The sequence below is a fragment of the Bradyrhizobium sp. LHD-71 genome (assembly GCF_031157255.1).
GTDB lineage: Bacteria > Pseudomonadota > Alphaproteobacteria > Rhizobiales > Xanthobacteraceae > P52-10.
This window is the reverse complement of record NZ_JAVIFX010000032.1, coordinates 71,558-91,410: the sequence shown is the minus strand read 5'-3', so window position 1 is coordinate 91,410 and position 19,853 is coordinate 71,558. Positions and strand designations below refer to the sequence as shown.

General features: G+C 62.7%; 18 protein-coding genes and 1 pseudogene. 13 read left to right on the top strand and 6 right to left on the bottom strand.

All coding sequences use genetic code 11. The features are described 5' to 3' along the window. Positions 1-218, bottom strand: a 218-nt coding sequence (locus RCO31_RS28805; RefSeq protein WP_018648304.1) for an IS3 family transposase, incomplete at its 3' end; no start/stop codon positions are given. A gap of 1,607 nt (positions 219-1,825) precedes the next feature. Here RCO31_RS28805 and RCO31_RS28800 point away from each other — a divergent pair. From RCO31_RS28800 to RCO31_RS28785, 4 genes and pseudogenes are all read left to right on the top strand, one after another. Then, a complete protein-coding gene (locus RCO31_RS28800; protein WP_145641675.1) occupies positions 1,826-2,881 on the top strand; it encodes a sugar phosphate isomerase/epimerase in 1,056 nt (351 codons plus the stop codon). 14 nt (positions 2,882-2,895) lie between these two features. Then, positions 2,896-4,068, top strand: a pseudogene (locus RCO31_RS28795) (Gfo/Idh/MocA family protein). Between the two features lie 472 nt (positions 4,069-4,540). Then, positions 4,541-6,697 (top strand): TonB-dependent receptor, encoded by a 2,157-nt coding sequence (locus tag RCO31_RS28790; protein ID WP_145641663.1) that lies wholly within the window; start codon positions 4,541-4,543, stop codon positions 6,695-6,697. A 250-nt stretch (positions 6,698-6,947) separates the two neighbouring features. After that, positions 6,948-7,205: a DUF6894 family protein gene (locus RCO31_RS28785; protein WP_308971740.1), complete on the top strand. Its 258-nt coding sequence runs from the start codon at positions 6,948-6,950 to the stop codon at positions 7,203-7,205. A gap of 19 nt (positions 7,206-7,224) precedes the next feature. On the opposite strand, the gene RCO31_RS28780 is transcribed toward RCO31_RS28785, so the two are convergent. Beyond that, the gene (locus RCO31_RS28780) at positions 7,225-8,244 is read right to left on the bottom strand and encodes a Crp/Fnr family transcriptional regulator (RefSeq protein WP_308971739.1); all 1,020 of its coding nucleotides are present in this window, start codon (positions 8,242-8,244) and stop codon (positions 7,225-7,227) included. A 24-nt stretch (positions 8,245-8,268) separates the two neighbouring features. Between RCO31_RS28780 and RCO31_RS28775 the strand changes: the two genes are divergently transcribed. From RCO31_RS28775 to RCO31_RS28765, 3 genes are all read left to right on the top strand, one after another. Continuing rightward, a complete protein-coding gene (locus RCO31_RS28775) occupies positions 8,269-8,472 on the top strand; it encodes a hypothetical protein (protein WP_308971738.1) in 204 nt (67 codons plus the stop codon). A gap of 325 nt (positions 8,473-8,797) precedes the next feature. Beyond that, entirely contained in the window at positions 8,798-8,959 is a 162-nt protein-coding gene (locus RCO31_RS28770; RefSeq protein WP_008560730.1) for a DUF2934 domain-containing protein, read from the top strand. Between the two features lie 214 nt (positions 8,960-9,173). Next, on the top strand, positions 9,174-9,452 hold the full coding sequence (locus RCO31_RS28765; protein WP_231088620.1) for a DUF2934 domain-containing protein: 279 nt from the start codon (positions 9,174-9,176) through the stop codon (positions 9,450-9,452). Positions 9,453-9,797: 345 nt separating this feature from the next. Here RCO31_RS28765 and RCO31_RS28760 read toward each other — a convergent pair whose 3' ends face one another. After that, positions 9,798-10,178, bottom strand: a complete 381-nt coding sequence (locus RCO31_RS28760; protein WP_145641657.1) for a hypothetical protein — start codon at positions 10,176-10,178, stop codon at positions 9,798-9,800. 267 nt (positions 10,179-10,445) lie between these two features. Next, positions 10,446-10,691 (bottom strand): hypothetical protein, encoded by a 246-nt coding sequence (locus RCO31_RS28755; protein WP_145641655.1) that lies wholly within the window; start codon positions 10,689-10,691, stop codon positions 10,446-10,448. Between the two features lie 232 nt (positions 10,692-10,923). On the opposite strand from RCO31_RS28755, the gene RCO31_RS28750 reads away from it, so the two are divergent. The 6 genes from RCO31_RS28750 to RCO31_RS28725 all read left to right on the top strand — a co-directional run bounded on the left by RCO31_RS28750 (position 10,924) and on the right by RCO31_RS28725 (position 18,919). Further along, on the top strand, positions 10,924-11,100 hold the full coding sequence (locus tag RCO31_RS28750) for a hypothetical protein (RefSeq protein WP_158644802.1): 177 nt from the start codon (positions 10,924-10,926) through the stop codon (positions 11,098-11,100). A gap of 77 nt (positions 11,101-11,177) precedes the next feature. Then, on the top strand, positions 11,178-11,858 hold the full coding sequence (locus RCO31_RS28745) for a response regulator transcription factor (protein WP_145641653.1): 681 nt from the start codon (positions 11,178-11,180) through the stop codon (positions 11,856-11,858). A gap of 17 nt (positions 11,859-11,875) precedes the next feature. Beyond that, positions 11,876-13,429 (top strand): ATP-binding protein, encoded by a 1,554-nt coding sequence (locus RCO31_RS28740; RefSeq protein WP_231088621.1) that lies wholly within the window; start codon positions 11,876-11,878, stop codon positions 13,427-13,429. Next, on the top strand, positions 13,430-14,389 hold the full coding sequence (gene rpoH, locus RCO31_RS28735; RefSeq protein WP_145641651.1) for an RNA polymerase sigma factor RpoH: 960 nt from the start codon (positions 13,430-13,432) through the stop codon (positions 14,387-14,389). It abuts the gene before it with no gap. Between the two features lie 79 nt (positions 14,390-14,468). Next, positions 14,469-17,651, top strand: a complete 3,183-nt coding sequence (locus RCO31_RS28730) for an efflux RND transporter permease subunit (RefSeq protein WP_145641649.1) — start codon at positions 14,469-14,471, stop codon at positions 17,649-17,651. Continuing rightward, complete coding sequence (locus RCO31_RS28725) at positions 17,648-18,919, top strand: efflux RND transporter periplasmic adaptor subunit (protein ID WP_145641647.1); 1,272 nt, start codon at positions 17,648-17,650, stop codon at positions 18,917-18,919. Before RCO31_RS28730 ends, RCO31_RS28725 begins: the two co-directional genes overlap by 4 nt. Here RCO31_RS28725 and RCO31_RS28720 read toward each other — a convergent pair. Together RCO31_RS28720 and RCO31_RS28715 are read right to left on the bottom strand one after the other, a co-directional pair. Then, positions 18,916-19,242, bottom strand: coding sequence for a hypothetical protein (locus RCO31_RS28720; RefSeq protein ID WP_308971737.1), 327 nt, complete (start codon positions 19,240-19,242; stop codon positions 18,916-18,918). The genes RCO31_RS28725 and RCO31_RS28720 overlap by 4 nt on opposite strands. Before the next feature lie 36 nt (positions 19,243-19,278). Beyond that, positions 19,279-19,839: a hypothetical protein gene (locus RCO31_RS28715; RefSeq protein ID WP_231088623.1), complete on the bottom strand. Its 561-nt coding sequence runs from the start codon at positions 19,837-19,839 to the stop codon at positions 19,279-19,281. Between the last annotated feature and the right edge of the window lie 14 nt (positions 19,840-19,853).

The following is a 19,853-nucleotide window of genomic DNA, read 5'->3' as shown; positions in this document are numbered from 1 at the left end:
AACGCCTTCAAATCGACCGGCGTCTCGGCCGATGTCTTGTCATGCCCAAACACGCCGGCGGCGCCTTCCAGGAGCTGGTTTTTCCAGATCGTGATCTGGTTCGGATGAACATCAAACAGTTGCGCCAGCTCCGCCAGTGTCTTGTCTCCTTTGACCGCAGCCAAAGCAACCTTCGCCTTGAATGCCGGAGAATGCGTCCGGCGGCTCTTCTTCGTCATCTTCGCTCCTGATTCGCAGCAAGAATCCTCGCCGCTGTCAGGCAGAAAATCCACTCAAGCTACTGTCCGAATTTGCGGGGCCAGCTCTAATTCAGCTTTGCGCGCAGTGGACCAAGGGTGCCTTGCAGGCACAATCCCTCAAATCGCTTTGTGACATCAGCGCACTCAGCGCAGCTGGCCTTCGGCAAGAACCAGTCACCCCCTTTGGGTTGCAAGCCGAGAGGAACGATGTGCTCATCAGACAAATTGGCAGCTGAACCGCAATAGATGCAGTGGCCAACAGCCTTGTACTTTTCGGCCGACCATACAACGAAGGGCGACGATCGGTTCGAACTCTTCTCCATTAGCCTAATGACCTAGCAACTCAAATATCTGATCCAAAAGAGACTCGACCTTTGAGGTTAGCTTAATAGACTCGCCCCCGAGTGAACAAGCCGGCGTTAGATCGTCGTGGCCGCCTGTCGGGCAGACGTTTGCCAGCCGTCACCCTGTCAACCCCTCCGCACAAAAATATTCCACTTTACCGAAATTCGGTTTTGTCGTACATCTCACCCATCCCGGCTCATCTTGAGGGGCGATCATGAGGTCGTCTTGTTCGCGAGCCGGGCTTGCGGTGGACGCGGCAGCGTCGGGCGCGACAGCTAGGGCAGGGCGGATTGCTCTCCGTGAGCCCAGGGCATCGTGCGGACGAACGGCGCTGCTAGGCTTTGTCTCGTTTGCAAGTTTCCGGCTCTGTCGACGGAGCGGGGAAAACTGCGGCGAAATGGCGGGCCGTGCGTACGGCAAAACCGTGTGGTCCTGGCCGTCGTTGCTACGGTCAAGCTCTTGCGGAGGCGGCATCAGCGTCAACCGGCGCGGTGCCGGTGAATTCCGCGAGGCGCGAGGGAGGCCAGAAGGAACTCGGCTCCCGGGAGAGCACGGCATAAGCCGTCCGACCATCGCGCAGGGAAGGCCGAGTGATCGGCACCACCTGTATGCTGCTGTGCGGTTCTTCCTGCGTGTGCTTTCGCGCAGCGGACCGCGGGTGCTGTGTCAGCACCCGGCCTTCCCTGCGCCCTCTTGATTAAAGAGGGTGGAGCGATCAAGCAAAGCTCGGGCGAATTCAGCCGCGAGAATGCGGAGCCGCGTCCGTACGATTGCTTTCGCTGACACTGCCGATCTCGCTCTAGAGCCTCCCCGTGCGCAGTCCAGGGCTATCGCATATGACTTGTGGCGGCGGCTTGCGCCCACGCCTGGTCTTTCGAGACGGCGCTTACGCGCCTCCTCAGGATGAGGCTCATCTAACGTCAGCGCTCGTTGAAACTGCCGCCGCGAACTCCGTCCTCATCCTGAGGAGCCCGCCCAAGCGGGCGTCTCGAAGGATGGCCGCAGGGAAAACTCCCAAATGCGATAGCCCCGGCGCGCATAGTCCGGTATTGCGCTCTCCCTTGATGGCCGGCATCCTCGCACCAAGAAAAGCGATCCGGATGATGGGTCCAGAGCGTTGGGAAGTGGGAGCAACGTGTTCAGTTGCGGACTATCGCTCAGCCGAGCGCGCCCGAATTGATTGTCGCTCACGCCATCAGGCATTCGCCCCAAAAGAACGTCCAAGGGGAAGGAAACAATCGATGAAGATGATCAAAGGTCCTGCGATATTCCTCGCTCAGTTCGCTGCCGACGCGGCGCCGTTCAACTCGCTCGACACGATGTGCGGCTGGGCCGCCTCCTTGGGCTACAAGGGCATTCAGATTCCGAGTTGGGATGGCCGGCTCTTCGATCTGAAAAAGGCTTCGGAGTCTCAAGCCTATGCCGACGAGGTGACGGGTGTCGCGGCCCGCCACGGCCTTGCCATCACCGAACTTTCGACGCATCTCCAAGGCCAGCTCGTCGCCGTTCATCCCGCCTATGACGCGGCATTCGACGGCTTCGCCGTGCCGGAAGTGCGCGGCAACGCCAAGGCCCGCACGGAATGGGCGGTCGATCAGGTCAAGCGCGCCATTCTTGCGTCCAGGCGACTCGGGCTTACTGCCCAGGCGACTTTCTCCGGCGCGCTTGCCTGGCCCTATGTCTACCCTTGGCCGCAGCGTCCCGCTGGCCTGATCGAGACGGCCTTCGACGAACTCGCCAGGCGCTGGCGGCCCATCCTCGACTATGCCGACGAGCACGGTGTCGATCTCGCCTATGAGATCCATCCTGGCGAAGACCTTCACGACGGTGTCTCCTACGAGATGTTCCTCGCGCGGGTGAATGACCACAAGCGCGCGAACCTGCTCTACGATCCCTCGCACTTCGTCCTGCAACAGCTCGATTATCTCGACTACATCGACATCTACCACCAGCGCATCAAGGCATTTCACGTCAAGGACGCCGAATTCAACCCGACTGGCCGCCAGGGCGTCTATGGGGGATTCCAGAGCTGGGTTGACCGTGCCGGGCGCTTCCGGTCGCCCGGCGATGGTCAGGTCGATTTCGGCGCCATTTTCTCGAAGCTCACGCAATACGACTACGACAGCTGGGCGGTGCTCGAGTGGGAGTGTGCCCTGAAACATCCCGAGCAAGGCGCGCGCGAGGGTGCCGAGTTCATCCGAGACCATATCATCCGGGTTACTGAGAGAGCCTTCGACGACTTCGCAGGCACCGGCGCTGACGATGCTGCCAACCGCAAGATGCTCGGCATCACCTGAAGAGAGGGTGCAACATGGCTATCGAAGCAGGCAATGGAACTGGCGGCTATCGTCGTATCCGTCTCGGGATGGTCGGCGGCGGCCAAGGTGCTTTCATCGGGGCCATCCATCGCATTGCCGCTCGCATCGACGACCAGTTCGAACTGGTGGCCGGCGCGCTCGCGTCGGATCCGGATCGAGCGAAAGCCTCCGCAAAGGACCTCGGCATTGCTGACGACCGTGCCTATGGCTCTTTCGAGGAGATGGCGCGGGCTGAAGCTGCGAGAGCAGATGGCATCGAGGCGGTTTCGATCGTGACGCCCAATCACATGCACGGCCCGGTCGCCAAGGCGTTTCTCGAAGCTGGCGTCCACGTCATCTGCGACAAGCCGCTGACGTCAACGGTCGCCGAGGCTGGAACTGGTGGCGCTGGTCAGGAAGACCGGCAGGATCTTCGTCGCACGCACAACTACACCGGCTATCCCATGGTCCGGCAAGCGCGCGCCATGGTGGCAAATGGTGATCTCGGCGAGATCCGTCTCGTCAAGGTCGAGTATCTGCAGGATTGGCTTACGGAGCGGGTGGAAGCCACCGGCCAGAAGCAGGCGGCATGGCGTACGGACCCGTCCCGGTCCGGAGTCGGTGGGTGCATCGGTGACATCGGCACCCATGCCTACAATCTTGCCTGCTTCGTCACCGGGCTCGAGCTCGACGAGCTGCTCGCTCAATTGTCGACGTTTGTCGAGGGGCGGCGCCTCGATGATGATGTCCAGATCCTCCTCAAGTGGAAGGGCGGCGCCAGGGGCATGCTGTGGGCGAGCCAAGTTGCCGTCGGCAATGAGAACGGGCTCACGCTGCGTGTCTACGGGAGCAAAGGGGGTCTCGAATGGGCGCAAGAGAATCCAAATCAACTTTGGTTCACACCGTACGGCAGGCCCAGGCAGCTCCTGACCCGCGGCGGCGCCGGAGCATCGCGCGAGGCGAGTCGGGTCACCCGCATTCCATCGGGACATCCCGAGGGCTACCTTGAAGGTTTCGCAACAATCTATGCCGAGGCGGCGCGCGCCATCCGTGCGGCAACGGCCGGCGAAAAGCCGCATCCCGATGTCGTCTTTCCGACGGTCGAGGATGGGCTTGCAGGTGTGAAGTTGATCGATGCTGCGGTGAAGTCATCCGCGGCCAACGGCGTCTGGGTTCGGATGACTTGACTGCCGCGGTTAGCGGCGCGGCTTTGAGCAAACACGAGTTTGCTCGCAATCGACTCGGCAACTCCTTTGCTGCCAAAAGGAGCCGGCTATCCCTGTTTCGCACCCATGATGACCTAAGCACAATGGACAATGGATCGCGATCTTGCCGCCGTCTTTGTCCGCGTCTGCAGGGGTGGGATTTGCATCAACGGCGCTAATGCAAAGGTCGCGAGCGTCTGCAGTGGCGAGTGAACCGAGCCAAACGAGCGCCAAGGTGCCTCAAAGCAACAAGTCTGACCTTGCCCAAGGACCACGCGGCCCTCGCGAGGGCGGATAGTATGATAAACCGATTGAAACGTCATACTTGCGCTGGTAGCCTGCGGAGCGGGATCGGAATGGCTGCAGCCAAGTGAACTGCTGTTGGAAGTGAGTGGGGGCGTCCCGGGTGCGCAAAGCTTTTTTGCGGATATTTTCCGCGACTGCGTCGTCCGCCATGATCGCGATTCCTGCCGAGGCGCAGCAGGTTTCAGCGCGGCAGGTCGGTCAGCTGCCCCCGGTCACCGTCACCGGTCCAACCGCAGGCCCCAAGCGGGTCGCGCGGCAAAAGCCGTTGCCAAACCGGGAGATGCGCAACAGGTCTGTAGCCCGCCCCACACAAGAGCTCTCGATCGGAGAGTCCGGTGGCGTCATGCCAGCATCTTCATCTGATGGCCCGAATGCTTTGCGACCGACGGCTGCCAGCGCGATCCGCTTCGCGGGGGCTGAAGTAAATGCAGTACCGTTCACCCGGCCCGGCGAAGCCCTGGAGATCGTTCCTGGCTTGATTGTCACGCAGCATTCCGGAGAAGGCAAAGCCAACCAATATTTTCTACGCGGCTTCAATCTCGACCACGGGACGGATCTGGCCATTACCGTGGACGGCATGCCCGTCAACATGCCGACCCATGGCCATGGGCAAGGCTATGCCGATATCAACTTCCTGATTCCGGAGCTGATCCAGTCGGTGAACGTACGCAAGGGGCCATACTTCGCAGATGTTGGCGATTTCGGCTCGGCCGGAGCTGTCGGAATCGACTATGTCAATAAACTGCCCAGAAACATCGCCGAAGTGAGCCTTGGCAGCTTCGGGTACCGCCGTGCCGTGACGGCGGGATCCGCGACCGTCGGCGACGGCACTCTGCTCTCGGCCATCGAAGGTACAAAGTATAACGGTCCATGGGATGTTCCGGACGATGTGCGCAAGATCAATGGTCTGCTGCGCTATAGTCAGGGCACCGTGACCGATGGCTTCACTCTGAGCGGCATGGCCTATGCCAACGCCTGGAATTCCACCGATCAGGTCGCGCAGAGGGCCATCGATCAAGGCTTGATTAATCGCTGGGGGACGATCGATCCGACTGATGGGGGCGTCTCCAGTCGGTTCAGCTTGTCCGCCAATTTTGCCCATTCAAGCGCGTACGGCCAGACCAACGTCAGCGCCTACGCTATTCGTTCAGACCTGCAGCTCTACAACAACTTCACGTACTTTCTCGACAATCCCGTCAATGGCGACCAGTTCAACCAACTCGATCGCCGATCGGTCGGCGGCTTCGATGCACGACACGCTTTTGACTGGCGGTTTGGCAGCCTTGAGACTCAGACCCGCGTGGGTGTGCAGACCCGCTACGACGACATCCAGGTGGGCCTGTTCAAGACCGAGCAGCGAAATTGGCTTTCGACCGTGCGCGAGGATCGGGTGCAGGAGGGCAACGTCGGCATATGGACCGACAGCACGACGCGTTGGACCGACTGGCTGCGCACGACGGTCGGCATCCGGGAAGATTTGTTCGCGGGGCGTGTGCTGAGTGACACGCCGGAAAATTCAGGGAATGCGCAGGCTTCGATGGTGAGCCCCAAGGCCGGCATCGTGCTTGGCCCGTGGTTCAAGACTGAACTCTACGGCAATGCCGGGTACGGCTTGCACAGCAACGATATCAGGGGCGCGACCATCACGGTTGATCCCAATGACAAAGTGACGCCGCTCGATCGTGTGCCGTTGCTGGTGCGGTCACGCGGTGCGGAAGTCGGCGTTCGCACCAGACCCATCAACGGCCTCACCAGCTCGGTCGCACTATTCGTTCTCGATTTCGATTCCGAGCTTCTATTCGTCGGCGACGCTGGTACGACCGAGCCGAGCCGGCCGAGCCGCCGGGTCGGTGTCGAGTGGGTGAACCAATACAAGCCGCTGCCTTGGCTGTCGGTCGATCTCGATCTCGCCTACACCCGCGCGCGCTTTACCAACATTGACCCTGTGGGCGACCGCATACCCGGCGCGCCGGCATGGGTAGGAAGCGCTGCCATTACCTTCGGCAACGAGACCGGCTGGTTCGGCGCTTTGAAAGCTCGCTATTTCGGACCACGACCGCTTGTCGAGGACGACAGTGTTCGGTCGCTGTCGTCGCTCATTTTCAACGCGCGCGCGGGATATCGATTCGACAACGGGCTACGCGTGCAGCTCGACGTGCTCAACCTCTTCAATGCGCACACGAACCAGATCGAATATTACTACGTGTCGCGACTGCCGGGTGAACCTATCGAAGGCGTCGCCGATCGTCATGTTCACCCAGCAGAACCCCTCGCGGTGCGTCTTACAGTAGCGGCTCGGCTCTGATGGCGATGATAGGATTCAAACCTATGACCACCTGACGAGCTACCGGGGCTGCTCCATCCCCGCGTCAATGAGAAGCTGCTCGTCAGTTCGCTCAGCGTCGTAACCCATGGCTACATGAGCGATGGGCGCGTGATCGGACTTTAGCGAGTGAGCGCTTCAGCTCCAGGAGAGAAGCTGGCGGCATGGACGTACTTTCCGAACTTTGCGGAGAATGTTCCCCTGAGATTGGAGCCTTCCGAGCGAAGGCAGAATGCCACGTGGAACATCCACCGGCGTAGTGCATTGGCGGCGAATGCGCAGGTACTACTTTCATTTTGAGGGGAATCGTCCACACACGGACGAGACGGGCGAGTTCCTGGAGGACGATGAAGCCGCCTGGGCTGCTGCGCTCCGGTTGGTACGGGACGTGGAGAATGGGTTGCGACCGGGTGAGAACTGGACACTGCGCGTGGTCAGCGAGGACACGCCCGTATATATCCTCAGGGTAATGACGAAGCGCTACCGCTGAGATCAAGCAATCACAAGGGTCACTTCCCGCCGTTTCTTTCCGCTCGGAGAACCTCGGCAAAATGCTTTTTGACCGACGAGTTGCATGAGCAAGAACTGCGATGAAGAGCTTTGAGGTCGCGAACGGTGATACTGCCGCGGGCGGTCTCGATCACGCCGGCAGCTTTGAAGTCATGAAGGACGCGGCTGGCGTAGCTTCGCCCTACTCCGAGTATCCCTGCAAACTGCTCATGCGTGAGTGGAACAGTGCCAGCACCCGTGTGCTCCACGAGATCGATGATCCACTTCGCTGCCCGTTGCTCGATGGAATGCGCCGCGTTGCAGGCAATTGATTGGAAAGTTTGCGCCACAAAGCAATCGGCATATCTGGCGAGCAGTTGATTCAGCCCACTCGATTCTTGTTGCGCCTCATAAAGCTTGCGGGCTGAGAGCCGGACCAATGGCCCAGCCATTTTCACTGCCAAGCGAGAGTAGGCCGGCAGGAGGCCGTGACTGATCACGCCGCCTGCGGCTCCCTCCCGTCCAACCAGCAGAACTTCAATCTCGCGATCATCATCGGTCGCAACGGCGAAGGAAACCAGCGTGGGTCCGCAAGGAAAATAGATATTCTCGACGGCATCGCCTGGATAGCAGAGAGCTTGGCCGGAATACCCGTCGATCTCATCCATATAGGGTCTGAGACTTCTGAAGTCCTTGGGGGCAAGTGACCGCAGCAGCTCGTTTTCAGGCGCGCCGTCACTGTTGGATTCTTCAGAACGCATCCGCTTCCACTCGATTAGTGAGTGAGTGCTTTTAGCGTTCCACCAAAGGAACCCACCGTCTGAAAGTGCACACAAATGCACCGTGCCCCCCGATTTTTTGCACACGGGGAGAGACCGGCGCACTAGTCTGAGCCCCCGAATCGGAACGAACGACCCCCTCAGCTTTTCCAGTGCTCGGTTTTCACTCCGCACGGCGGCCTTGTTTTGTGATACGCCTTTCGAAAAGTGCAGTTGCGCTGTCCGTTTGACCTCCAAATTCCTGATGATACTGTCGTTCATCTTCGTTTTGTCCGGGAGGACACGATGGGATGGTTTGACCGATTGTTTGGAACGGCGTCGGCGCCGGCGACCCGGCTCTTTGCGAGATTTGGGCGGAAATCACGGGCACCGACTGATCCCGACCTTCTGAAGATTGCCAAGGACCGAAAGGGCCACATCTCGCGGAAGGCCATGCGGGAAGAATATAATCGGCTGCTGCTGGAGAAGTACGCGCACGACAAGTCCTGATCTCTAGCCGCATCCAGTGTTGCCGTTGCGCGCCAGCGAAGCTCCGCCTTGGGCGGCTTCTCGAAGGTTGCTTGTTGTGTGACGTGAGAATCCCTGGCTCTGCCGTCCGCCTTCCTCCGTTACCACCGACGTGCACAACGCTCATCAGTCGAGTTGATGGAGCTGGCGCCGCGTGGCGCGGCTCTCGCACGAATAGGAACTCTCGCATCCATCGCGGCTTGACTCCGCGGGCCAGCGTCGCCGCCGATCGCTGGTCTGCACGGCCCCGCCTCCAAGCCCCCCATACCCCCCAGGGTGGGGCCGTGCTTCATCAGCAGGAGACGACATGCCCGAGCCGACCGAGCAAGAGATCAGAGAACGTGCGCACAAGCTCTGGGAGCAGGCGGGCAAGCCCGAAGGTCGCGACGAAGAATTTTGGCGCGCCGCCGAGCAGGAGCTGCGCAACGAGGACGAGTCGAATACATTGCGGACGCCGGATACGTTGTGACCGACAAGGCCTGCCCATTCTGCTTCGGCTTGGGATGGGTCTGTGAAAGCCGTCAGCCCTGTCGGATCGGATACGAGGTGGCTTAGAGCAGATCTCGGTTCTCCGAAAAAAATCAGCGGCCTTGGGTGCTTGAGGGAACGGGATTTGCTGGAAAGGCATTCAGTGTCTGACCAGCATGGCTCTGACAACATTCCCTCCCACGGCAGCGTCGGCAGTGGACGAGCAGAAAAAGATAGAGCACCAGATCGAGCTAGCCACGCGAGCGGCCGCGCTCGTCAAGGACGAAACCACGTCCCGCGGGTTCAGGAGCTTCGCCGAGGAGATGAAGCAGAAGCTCCGCCGCATGATGCGGCGCGGCAAGGTGCGGGCACGCGCCTACGAACTGTGGGAGCAGGCCGGCCGGCCGGCCGACCGCGATCTGGAATTCTGGCTCGAAGCGGAACGGCAGGTCGAAGAAGAGCGCGAACCGAGGAAGGGCCCGTCACCCTCATAGTGGCGATTGCTGCTGGCGCTCTCGGTGCCCTGGCAGCAAGGCAACGCTCCGGCCGGTCGTCGCGTCACCACAGAAAAAAAGCCGCCGGGTTCTTCACCCTGGCGGCTTCGAAAAGTTCGTAGCTGTTGATCGCCTTCCCAGCCTCGTGCGTACCGCCGTTACCTTGTTTGCGGCCATGCTTGATCATTGTAGGCGAGGGCGGATGATTCTGTTGTGACCGAAATCACACAGTGGAAAGCTGACGGCAGATCTCGCGAAGGGTCCACGTGTCGCCGGTGCGAGAACGAGGCGCTACGTGGGCCTGAATCATGACATGCGGTCGAGGCCGAACACCGCGCGTGCAGACTAGCTGCAGCTCAGCGGCAACGGCACGCCGGGGTGCAGCTCGTACCAATCGTAGCAATCCGGATAGTAGCCGTAGTATCCATAGCCGGGCCGATAACGGCCGAAGTGATGAAACGCATGCTGGCGGAAGCCTGCGCCGCCGGAGGCGACGTGGCCGATCCCAAAATGCTCGCCGCCAAATCGTCCTCCGCCAAAGCCTCCGGCATGTCCGATCCCGCCGAAATGCGCGCCGCCGCCGAAGCCGCCGCCGCCGAAGCCGTGGCCGCCACCGCCAAAACCGCCGTGACCTCCGCCGCCACCACCGCCATGCGCTGCGGCCGTGCCGACGGCCAGAGTCGAGGCCAGCACCGCCGTTGCCAAGATCATGATTGCTCGTTTCATGGGACACTCCTTTCGTGCCAAGCCGCCCGCCATCATCGCAGTCCGCGTTCGCGTCGTGCTAGCCAATGCTCCGGATGAGATGGCACCTGATGACTGGGCTCGTGATGCACGAGAGGTAAGAACGGTGCGCGGCAATCCCACTAAATTCGGCTTCAGGAATGAGGCCGCCAGCCGGAAAGGCGATCCTGGTGCGCATCGTCGCGGCGCGCCGAAAGGAGCGGGCTGAACAATTCATCCCGCTCCTTCGTGCGATGTGATGTGCAGCGATCAGAACGCGCCGGTGCCGGGCTCGCACGGCACATTGTTGCCGGTCCAGGGCGCGGTCGCAAACGCGCCGACGCGCGGTGCTGGCACGCAGCCGCGGCTGTCCTGATAGATCGGTACGTTCGATGCGACCGTATCGGATTGCATCACGGGCTGCCGCATGGGGGCATGGTGTTCGCGCGCCATGACGGGTCCTCCAATCAAGGCGGCTGCAATCAGCCCCATCGGCAAGAGCTTGGAAGTGATCATTCGGCTTCTCCTTTGATGACAGCAGGCCGATCAAGCCGGCTCCTTCAGGAGATGTGCACGACCGGCGCCGATCCAAATGCACGAATTGCTCACCGGTGTTCAACGGCCTGTGAGCCGCTGCGCCAGCGCGACCACGATCGTGCGAATAGGCAACCTTCGTTGCCTTGCGAGAGTAACGGCGCGCGGATTGCGGGCATATCTCCATCATAGCGCAGCCCGAATGGAGGCGAAGATGATCACGACGATGGCACGACGCGTTGTCGTCCTGCTGACGCTCTTGGTGGCAAAGGCGGCCGGATTCCTGAAAATCAATTCAGTGCTGCTGCTGTCGCCGCAGCACCATCTGGTCATGCAGCGCGTAGCCGATCGCAGGCGGGCGCGCCGCCGTGCGCTCGGAACGGGACGGTGACCATGACGTCGCAAGCCGCCGGGCCCACGCCGTCCCGCCGCAGGCCGAACCGCCGCGCAGAAGGTGGGACCAAGCTCATGACACGGATTCTCCTGATCGAGGACGACATTGAAACTGCGGAGGCGATCGTCGCCGAGCTTGCCGAGCGCAGTTTCGAGGTGCAGTGGGCGCCGAACGGCATCGAAGGTCTCGACCACGCACGGACCTCGCATCCCGATGCCATGATCGTCGACCGCATGCTGCCGGGCATGGATGGGCTGACCGTCGTCGAGGCGCTGCGCAATGACCAGATCAGGACGCCCGTGCTGGTCCTGAGCGCGCTCGGGGCGGTCGACGACCGCGTGCGGGGCCTGCGCATGGGAGGCGACGACTATCTCACCAAGCCGTTCGCGATCGTCGAGCTGGTCGCGCGGATCGAGGCCTTGCTGCGCCGCCCGACGGAGAACCGCGAAACCGTCCTCGTGGCGGGCCCGCTGGAGCTCGACCTGATCGAGCGAACTGCCCGGCGCGGCGAACGCGAGATCGACCTGCTGCCGCGTGAATTCCGCCTGCTCGAATACATGATGCGCCGGAGCGATCAATTGCTGACGCGCGCAATGCTGCTCGAAGAGGTCTGGAACTACAAATTCGTTCCCGCGACCACCAACCTGATCGACGTGCACATGGGCCGGCTCCGGCACAAGGTCGATGCTCCCGGCGATGTACAGCTGATCCATAACGTTCGCGGCTCCGGCTTCATCCTGCGCGGGCGCCAGTAGCGGCCGATATGCGTCAGATGCAATTCATCCGTTCGAACACGTTCCTGTGGGCTCTGGCGGTCGCCGCCACCCTCGCGCTGTTCGTCGTCGGATTGTTCGCGTTCGTCTACCGGGAGCTGGACGACTATCTGATCGCACGTTCCGATCGCATGATTACTACGCAGATCCACTTCATGGCCGGTCTGCCGCGGGATCGCCGCGCCCGCGCGGTTGCCGATCAACTTGAGCAGGATTCTCGGCATGTGCACTATGCCGGGCTGTTCAGCGCCCGCGGTGCGCGCCTTGCCGGCAACATCGACCGCGTGCCAAGCGGGTTCGATCTCGACGGAACAGTGCAAGGCGTTCGGCTCGATCCGCTGGAGACAGCGGCGGGCCGCAGCCCCATCGTGAGAACTGTCGGCAGGCGTCTCGATGATGGCGATGTCCTGGTGCTGGGACGGCACGTCGATGAGACGCGCGAGATATCGAGCGTAGTGGGGCAGGCGCTTGCGCTCGGCGTGCTGCCCGCCTTCTGCCTCTGCGTGCTCGCCGGCGCCTGGCTGAGCGTCCGCGCCCAGAAACGAGTCGAGGAAGTGAACCAGCGGGTCCAGCGAATCGTGGCCGGGGAGCTGCGCGAGCGACTTCCGGAGGGCAATGCGGATGATCCGTTCGCGCGGCTCGCCAGGATCGTCAATGGCATGCTCGACGAGATGGAGACGATGATCAACGCGCTTGCCGGCGTCGGCAACGACATCGCCCACGATCTCAGGACGCCGCTGACGCGGGCAAGGCTGGCGCTGGAGCGCGGCCGAACCCATGCGACCACGCTGGCGCAGCTTCAGGAAGTCACGGACAAGGCGATCGCCGGCATCGACCAGTCGCTCGCGATCGTCACCGCCCTGCTGCGCCTGACCGAGATCGAGAACAACCGTCGCACAGCCGGCTTCGGCAACGTCGCACTGGACGAGATCCTGCGCGAAGTGTGCGACGTCTACGAGCCCATCGCCGAGGACAAAGGCATCGCGCTCGGCGTCGTCATCGATCGGGGCGTGCAGGTGTGGGGCGACCGGGACCTGCTGTTCGAGGCGATCGCCAATCTCGTGGACAACGCCGTCAAGTTCACGCCGGCAGGCGGTCGGGTGAAGCTCGAGCTCAAATCGGACGACAGGACGGCGCTCGTTGGCGTGAGCGACACCGGGCCCGGCATCAACGAGCAGGAGCGCGAAGCGGTGCTTCGGCGGTTCTACCGCTCCGACAAGATACGGAACACGCCGGGCGTCGGGCTCGGGCTGAGCCTGGTGGCCGCCATCGTCAAGCTGCATGGTTTTCGGCTGATCATCGGTCCGGCGCCCGGGGGTCGGGTCGAGATTCTGGCCTGCACTGCAAGGGAAAGCGCAGCTCGCCGCATGCCGATCTCGGATGTTGGATCAGGCAAGCGCGAAGTGGATGTGATGGCCACGCGCGATGCTCTCGATGCCGGGACATGCCGGATGTCTGAAACCGAATTCAGAGGTGTGACGCCCAGTTTAGTGGCCTGCGCGTCCGCAAGCCTCCTAAAACCTGTCAGCCGTTTCGAAATGTGGGAGTGTTAGATGCAGACCAGTCTTGAGATCGCGAGAAATGCCAGCGCTGCGCCGGTCCCGTTCCTCAGTGCGTATGCGGTGGCCATCAAGCGCTACGAATTTCTCGAGCCGGGCGAGGAGCAGCAGCTCGCGCGCCGATGGCAGGAGACGCGGGACGAGGGCGCGGCGAATGCGCTCGTCACCAGTCATCTGCGGATCGCGGCCAAGGTGGCGCGCGGCTACAAGGGATACGGCTTGCCGCTGGTCGATTTGATCGCCGAAGCCAATCTCGGTCTCGTCATCGCCGCCTCACGCTTCGAGCCCGACCGCGGCGCGCGGTTCTCCACCTACGCGGTGCCGTGGATCAAGGCCTCCATTCATGCCTACATCCTGCGCTCCTGGTCCCTGGTCAAGATCGGCACGACGGCGGCGCAGAAGAAGCTGTTCTTCCGGCTGCGTGGTGAGATGCGGAAGGCCATGGGTGGTGCGATGGCAAGGCTCACGCCTGATGTCGCCGCTGTCATCGCCGAGAAGCTCGAGGTGACTGCCTGCGAGGTGATGGAGATGGACGCGCGCCTGAACGGCGACATGTCGCTGAACGCACGCGTCGGGGGCGAGGAGGATGGCGCCGAGTGGGAAACGCTGCTGGTCGATGACGCCGTCGACGCGGAGACGATCCTGGCCGATCGCGAGCAGTCCGAGCGCCGCAGCAGCGCCCTGCGTGCCGCGCTGGGCGGCCTCACGGCACGCGAGCGCCACGTCCTGGAAGCGAGGCGGCTGACAGACCACCCGGTCACGCTCGATCAGCTCGGCGTCGAGCTGTCGATCTCCAGCGAACGCGTCAGGCAGATCGAGATCCGCGCCTTCGCCAAGGTCAGGCGCGCCGTCATCCTCGCCGCGCGCGACGCGGCCCGCGCCGGTGAAGTATTGCCGCTTGCGGCGCGCCGTGGGCGCGCGAGGGGGGCGAATGTCCCGGCAACGATCCCCTGAACGCGTTTTCATTTGAACGGATATCCGCCCGCCCTCATCTGTCCTCCCATCCCGCACCACCCGTTCCAGGCAGACCATCATGGGAATTGTTCGCTTCGCGCTGCGGTTTCCGCACACATTCTACGTGCTTGCGGCGCTGATCCTGTTTCTCGGCGGCATCGCGATCCGGTCGATGCCGACGGACGTCTTCCCGGAGATCCGCATCCCCGTGGTCACGGTGATCTGGAGCTATACCGGCCTGTCGACGCCGGAGATGGAGCAGCGCGTCAGCACCTATAGCCAATATTCGATCAGCGCCAATGTCAGCGGCATCAAGAACATCGAGGCGCAAACTCTCAACGGTCTGTCGGTCCAGAAGATTTACTTCCAGCCCGATGTCAACCTCGATCTCGCGATCTCGCAGATCGTGTCGGCGACCAACGCCATCCGCGCCCTGATGCCGCCCGGCATTCAGCCGCCGATCATCGTGCAGTTCAACGCATCGAGCGTGCCGGTGCTCCAGCTCAGTCTCGAATCCAGCAGCCTGAACGAGCAGCAGCTCTATGATTTCGGCATCTATCGGGTACGCCAGCAACTGGCGCCCGTTCCCGGCGTGACGCTGCCGACGCCCGCCGGCGGAAAGTACCGTCAGATCATGGTCGACATCGATCCGAACAAACTGCTGTCGCGCGGGCTGACGCCGCTCGACATCGTCAATGCGGTCAACACCCAAAATCTGACGCTGCCGACCGGCACGGCGAAGATCGGCGACACCCAGTACACCGTTCGGACCAATGCGACGCCGGCCTCGATCGAGGATCTCAACATGATCCCCGTCAAGTTCGCGAATGGGGCGACGATCTTCCTGAAGGACGTCGCCCAGGTCCGTGACGGCTCCCAGGTGCAGCAGAACATCGTGCGTGAGGACGGCCACCGCTCCGTCCTGCTCAGCGTGATCAAGAACGGCAATGCCTCGACGCTCGCGGTCGTCAATGGCGTGAAGAACGCCCTGGCATCGATCCGCGCCTCAGCGCCTGCGGGACTCAAGATCAACGAGCTGTTCGATCAGTCGGTGTTCGTCACCCATTCGGTTAACGGCGTGCTGCGGGAGGGCGCGATCGCTGCCGGGCTCACGGCGCTGATGATCCTGATGTTCCTGGGGTCGTGGCGCTCAACGCTCGTCGTCCTGATCTCGATCCCGCTGGCGATGCTGTCCTCGCTGGTCGTCCTCAATTTCCTCGGCGAGACCCTGAACACGATGACACTCGGCGGACTTGCGCTCGCGGTCGGCATCCTGGTCGACGATTCCACGGTGACGATCGAGAACACGCATCGGCTTTGGACCGAAGAGGGCATGCCGTTGCCGGAGGCGACGCTGCACGGCGCCGCCGAGATCGCGGTGCCCACACTGGTCTCCACGCTCGCGATCAGCTGCGTGTTCACCTCGGTCGTGTTCCTGGAGGGACCGGCGAAATACCTCTTCACGCCGCTCGGCCTCGCCGTTGTGTTCGCAATGCTGGCCTCCTATGGGCTGTCGCGGACGCTCACGCCGATCACCATCGGCCTGCTCTTGAAAGGCGAGCGGCGCCACGGCGAGGGCGAAAGCCCGTCGGGCATCTTCGCGCGCGCCTCGGCGGCGTTCGAGCGCGGTTTCGAACGGCTGCGCAATGGCTATTCCGTGCTCCTGCTGACCTTGCTGCAACGTCGCGCCATCGTGCCCGTCGTCGCCGTGCTGGTGTTGGCGCTCGGGGCCGTCATGTTCGCCTATGTCGGCCGCGACTTCTATCCTCTGATCGATGGCGGCCAGATCCAGCTTCACGTTCGCGCGCCCGCGGGCACCCGCATCGAGAAGACGGAGGCGATCTTCCAGGCGGTCGAGGACAGGATTCGCGAGGTCATTCCGGAGCGGGACCGGGCGCTGATCGTCGACAATATCGGGCTTCCGGCACGCGCCTACAACCTCGCCTTCACGGACGGCTCGACGATCGGAGGCAATGACGGCACCATCCTCGTGTCATTGAAGGACGGACACAGGCCGACGGCGGATTACGTCAGGAAGCTGCGCCAGGTGCTGCCATCGGCATTCCCAGAAGACACCTTCTATTTCCAGGCAGCCGACATCGTCACGCAGATCCTGAACTTCGGACTGCCCGCGCAGATAGACGTCCGCACGGTCGGATACGGTGCCAACAATCTGGCCGTAGCGAAGGAGCTTCAGAAGAGCCTGTCCACGATCCCCGGCATCGTCGATGCCCATCTCCAGCAGGAGGTCGATGCTCCCGCCTTCTATGCCGACATCGACCGGACCCGGGCGGCACAACTGGGCCTAAATGCCAGCGCAGTCGCGACCAACATCAATGTCAGCCTCAGCTCGTCCGCGCAGGTCTCGCCGAATTTCTGGACCGATCCGACGTCGGGCATTCCCTATTACCTCGCCGTGCAGACACCGGAGTACAGGGCCAATTCGCTGAATGCACTGGGGAATACGCCGGTGTCGGCATCGGTTGCGGCAAGTGGGCAGACGGTGCCGGGCCTGCTCAGCAATGTCGCGACCTTCAAGCGCGGCACCGTTCCCACCAATTCGAACCAGGCCAATGTCCAGCCGGTGTTCGACGTTTATGCGAGCGTGCAGGGACGTGACCTCGGCAGCGTCGCGGCCGACATCAACAAGGTCACGTCCACGCTGCAGAAGCAGCTCCAGCCGGGCAATTCGATTCAGGTTCTGGGGCAGATCCAGAGCATGCATCAGTCGTTCCGCGATCTCGGGATCGGACTGCTGTTCGCAGCCATCCTGGTGTACCTGCTGATGGTGGTGAACTACCAGAACTTCGGCGATCCCTTCGTCGTCATCCTCGCGCTGCCGGCAACGTTCTGCGGCATAGTGACGATGCTGTTCATCACGGGAACGACGCTGAACGTGCCCTCGCTGATGGGAGCGATCATGGCGGTCGGCGTGGCCTCCGCAAATTCCATCCTGCTGGTGACGTTCGCGCGCGACGAGCAGTTGAAGGGACACTCCGCATTCCAGGCAGCGTTGAGCGCCGGCCGCACCAGGATCCGTCCCGTCCTAATGACCGCCGCAGCGATGATCGTCGGCATGATCCCGATGGCGATCGGAGGCCCCGGTGAGGAGCAGAATGCAGCCCTTGCACGGGCCGTCATTGGCGGGCTGCTGTTCGCGACCCCGACGACATTGCTCGTCGTGCCTTATCTGTTCGCCATGTTGCGCAAGCGTAACGATGGCAAGCCTCACCACGGCGTATTCGAGGAGCAACCGCAATGAGTGATGTTCGCATGCGGACCAATGACGACAAGGCGGGAGGCCGTCCGGGTGCGGAGAGCCTGCGGATCGTGGAGCTCCCCGGCAAGGAGCCGAAATCGGGCCGCCGCTACGGTGGTGCGGTGCTCGGAGGCGGCATCGTTCTGATCCTCGTGGGCGGTCTCGGCATTGGCGGCTGGCGGCACTATCAGGCCGCGCGCGAGGTCGCCGCAGTGGCAGAGCAGGCCAGAACCGCCGTGCCGGATGTTCGGGTGGCGACGGTCCAGCCTAGCGGCGACATCATGAAGGTCAGCCTGCCGGCGACGACGACGGCTTTCGAGGCGGCAAATATCTTCGCGCGGACCAGCGGCTATATCGAGAAGCGTTACGTGGATATCGGCACCCATGTGAAGAAGGGCGATCTCCTCGCCGACATCACCGCTCCGGAGCTGGACCAGCAGATCGCGCAGGCGCAGGCGACTCTCGCCCAGAACCAGGCGGCGCTCCAGCAGGCGCAAGCAAGCCGTGAGCTCGCCGACGTCACCAATGCGCGGGACAGCAATCTCGTCAAGCAGGGTTGGTTGACGGCGCAGCAGGGCGACAACGACCGTCTCACCCTGCGAGCGCAGCAGGCCGCCGTCGGCGTCGCCCAATCCAACATCGCGGCGCAGGAGGCTCAGATTAGGGTCCTTCAGCAAGAGAAGGCCTATCAGCGCGTGGTGGCGCCGTTCGACGGTGTGATCACACAGCGCAATGTCGACAATGGCAGTCTGGTGCAGGCCGGATCGACCTTCATGTTCACACTGATGCATTCCGCCGTGATCCGAACCCAGGTCTTCGTGCCGCAGGACGAGGCCTTTGGGGTGGCCCCCGGCGTCGATGCCGATATCCGCGTCCCCGAGATTCCGGGACGGACGTTTCCGGGGAAGGTCACGCGGATCGCGACCGCGTTGCAGCCGGGAAGCCGGACACTGCTGACCGAGATCGACGTGCCGAATCCGGATGGTCTGCTCAGCCCCGGCATCTACTGCACTGTCGAATTATCGATCCCGCGCAAGACACCGTCGATGATCGTCCCGTCGGATGCGCTGGTGTTCGACCAGAATGGCCTCCACGTCGCGCTCGTGCGCAACGGCACCGTGCATTTGCAGCAGGTCTCGATCGCGCGGGACTTCGGCACAAGAGTCGAAGTGCGTGAAGGAGTCCAGCCCGGTGATCAGGTCGTGCTCAATCCGGCGGTGAACCTGACCGAGGGTAGCAGGGTCACCGTTCGCAAGGTCGAAGTGAGTTAGGGAATGGCGATGATGCGGATTGCTTTCGCGATGGCGCTCGCTCTGCTGCTCGGCGGGGCTCCGGGCAGGGCGCAGGTGGCCACAACCGGCAGTACGGCGATGAGCCTGCCGACGGTGCCCGGCGCGATCGTGACCTCGCCGTTGAACAGTCCGGGTCCGTTTTCCGCAGCGACCGAAGTAAACGCGCCCGACACGATCCTCGCGCCCGTTCCGCTTGCCTCCGATCCGACGACGCCGGGGACGGTGGTCATCTGCGCTGCGCCATCGGCGTCCCCGATGCCGGTGCCGGCGACCCCGATCGTAACGAATCCAGGTTTGTCCACGTCGGGTGGCGCCGCTCCGATAGTGCCGATCACGGCTCAGGCCGGAAGCCCGATCGGAACCATTCCCGCAGCCTCGCCGGCAGGAACGGGGGCGACAGTTGCATGCAGCTCAACGCCGGGGGGACTGGTGACCGCTGCTTCGTCGCTGCCGCTCTCGATCCCGCAGGTGCCGACCAGCCCGACACCGGGAACGATTACGGCGGACGTCAGCGGTGCCGGCGGCACCGGCATTGATCCAAGCGCCGTCGTGCCCAGCCCTAACAGCTCTGCCTGCATGGAAGGGGTCTCGATGAACCTGGCCTCGCCCGCGACTGTGTTGCCGGCCAATGCGACAGGTGCAGCGCCGACGCCGGGCGTATCGCCGATCCTGCCGCCGGGATGCTGAGAGGTCTGTGCCTCAAATGGCCGGGCGCAGCCGCCGCGCGCATTCAGCTGTTCGACCGCCAGCTGCCAGCCGCGGCGATAGGGCAGGGCGAACGCGGGCGCGCTGCTATAGGAGTTGATCTCGCCGATCCTGATTGGTTCTGATGCCCTGCGCGCGGATGACGGCGGGCGAAAGCACCGCCGCGCCAGCACCGCCCAGCGTCGAGAGATCATCAAGCATGGTCCTT

Coding starts and splice junctions, on each gene's coding strand:
- RCO31_RS28800 (WP_145641675.1), top strand. CDS start 1,826: ATGAAGATGATCAAAGGTCCTGCGATATTCCTCGCTCAGTTCGCTGCC.
- RCO31_RS28790 (WP_145641663.1), top strand. CDS start 4,541: ATGATCGCGATTCCTGCCGAGGCGCAGCAGGTTTCAGCGCGGCAGGTC.
- RCO31_RS28785 (WP_308971740.1), top strand. CDS start 6,948: ATGCCACGTGGAACATCCACCGGCGTAGTGCATTGGCGGCGAATGCGC.
- RCO31_RS28780 (WP_308971739.1), bottom strand. CDS start 8,244: ATGAACGACAGTATCATCAGGAATTTGGAGGTCAAACGGACAGCGCAA.
- RCO31_RS28775 (WP_308971738.1), top strand. CDS start 8,269: ATGGGATGGTTTGACCGATTGTTTGGAACGGCGTCGGCGCCGGCGACC.
- RCO31_RS28770 (WP_008560730.1), top strand. CDS start 8,798: ATGCCCGAGCCGACCGAGCAAGAGATCAGAGAACGTGCGCACAAGCTC.
- RCO31_RS28760 (WP_145641657.1), bottom strand. CDS start 10,178: ATGAAACGAGCAATCATGATCTTGGCAACGGCGGTGCTGGCCTCGACT.
- RCO31_RS28755 (WP_145641655.1), bottom strand. CDS start 10,691: ATGATCACTTCCAAGCTCTTGCCGATGGGGCTGATTGCAGCCGCCTTG.
- RCO31_RS28750 (WP_158644802.1), top strand. CDS start 10,924: ATGATCACGACGATGGCACGACGCGTTGTCGTCCTGCTGACGCTCTTG.
- RCO31_RS28745 (WP_145641653.1), top strand. CDS start 11,178: ATGACACGGATTCTCCTGATCGAGGACGACATTGAAACTGCGGAGGCG.
- RCO31_RS28740 (WP_231088621.1), top strand. CDS start 11,876: ATGCAATTCATCCGTTCGAACACGTTCCTGTGGGCTCTGGCGGTCGCC.
- rpoH (WP_145641651.1), top strand. CDS start 13,430: ATGCAGACCAGTCTTGAGATCGCGAGAAATGCCAGCGCTGCGCCGGTC.
- RCO31_RS28730 (WP_145641649.1), top strand. CDS start 14,469: ATGGGAATTGTTCGCTTCGCGCTGCGGTTTCCGCACACATTCTACGTG.
- RCO31_RS28725 (WP_145641647.1), top strand. CDS start 17,648: ATGAGTGATGTTCGCATGCGGACCAATGACGACAAGGCGGGAGGCCGT.
- RCO31_RS28715 (WP_231088623.1), bottom strand. CDS start 19,839: ATGATCTCTCGACGCTGGGCGGTGCTGGCGCGGCGGTGCTTTCGCCCG.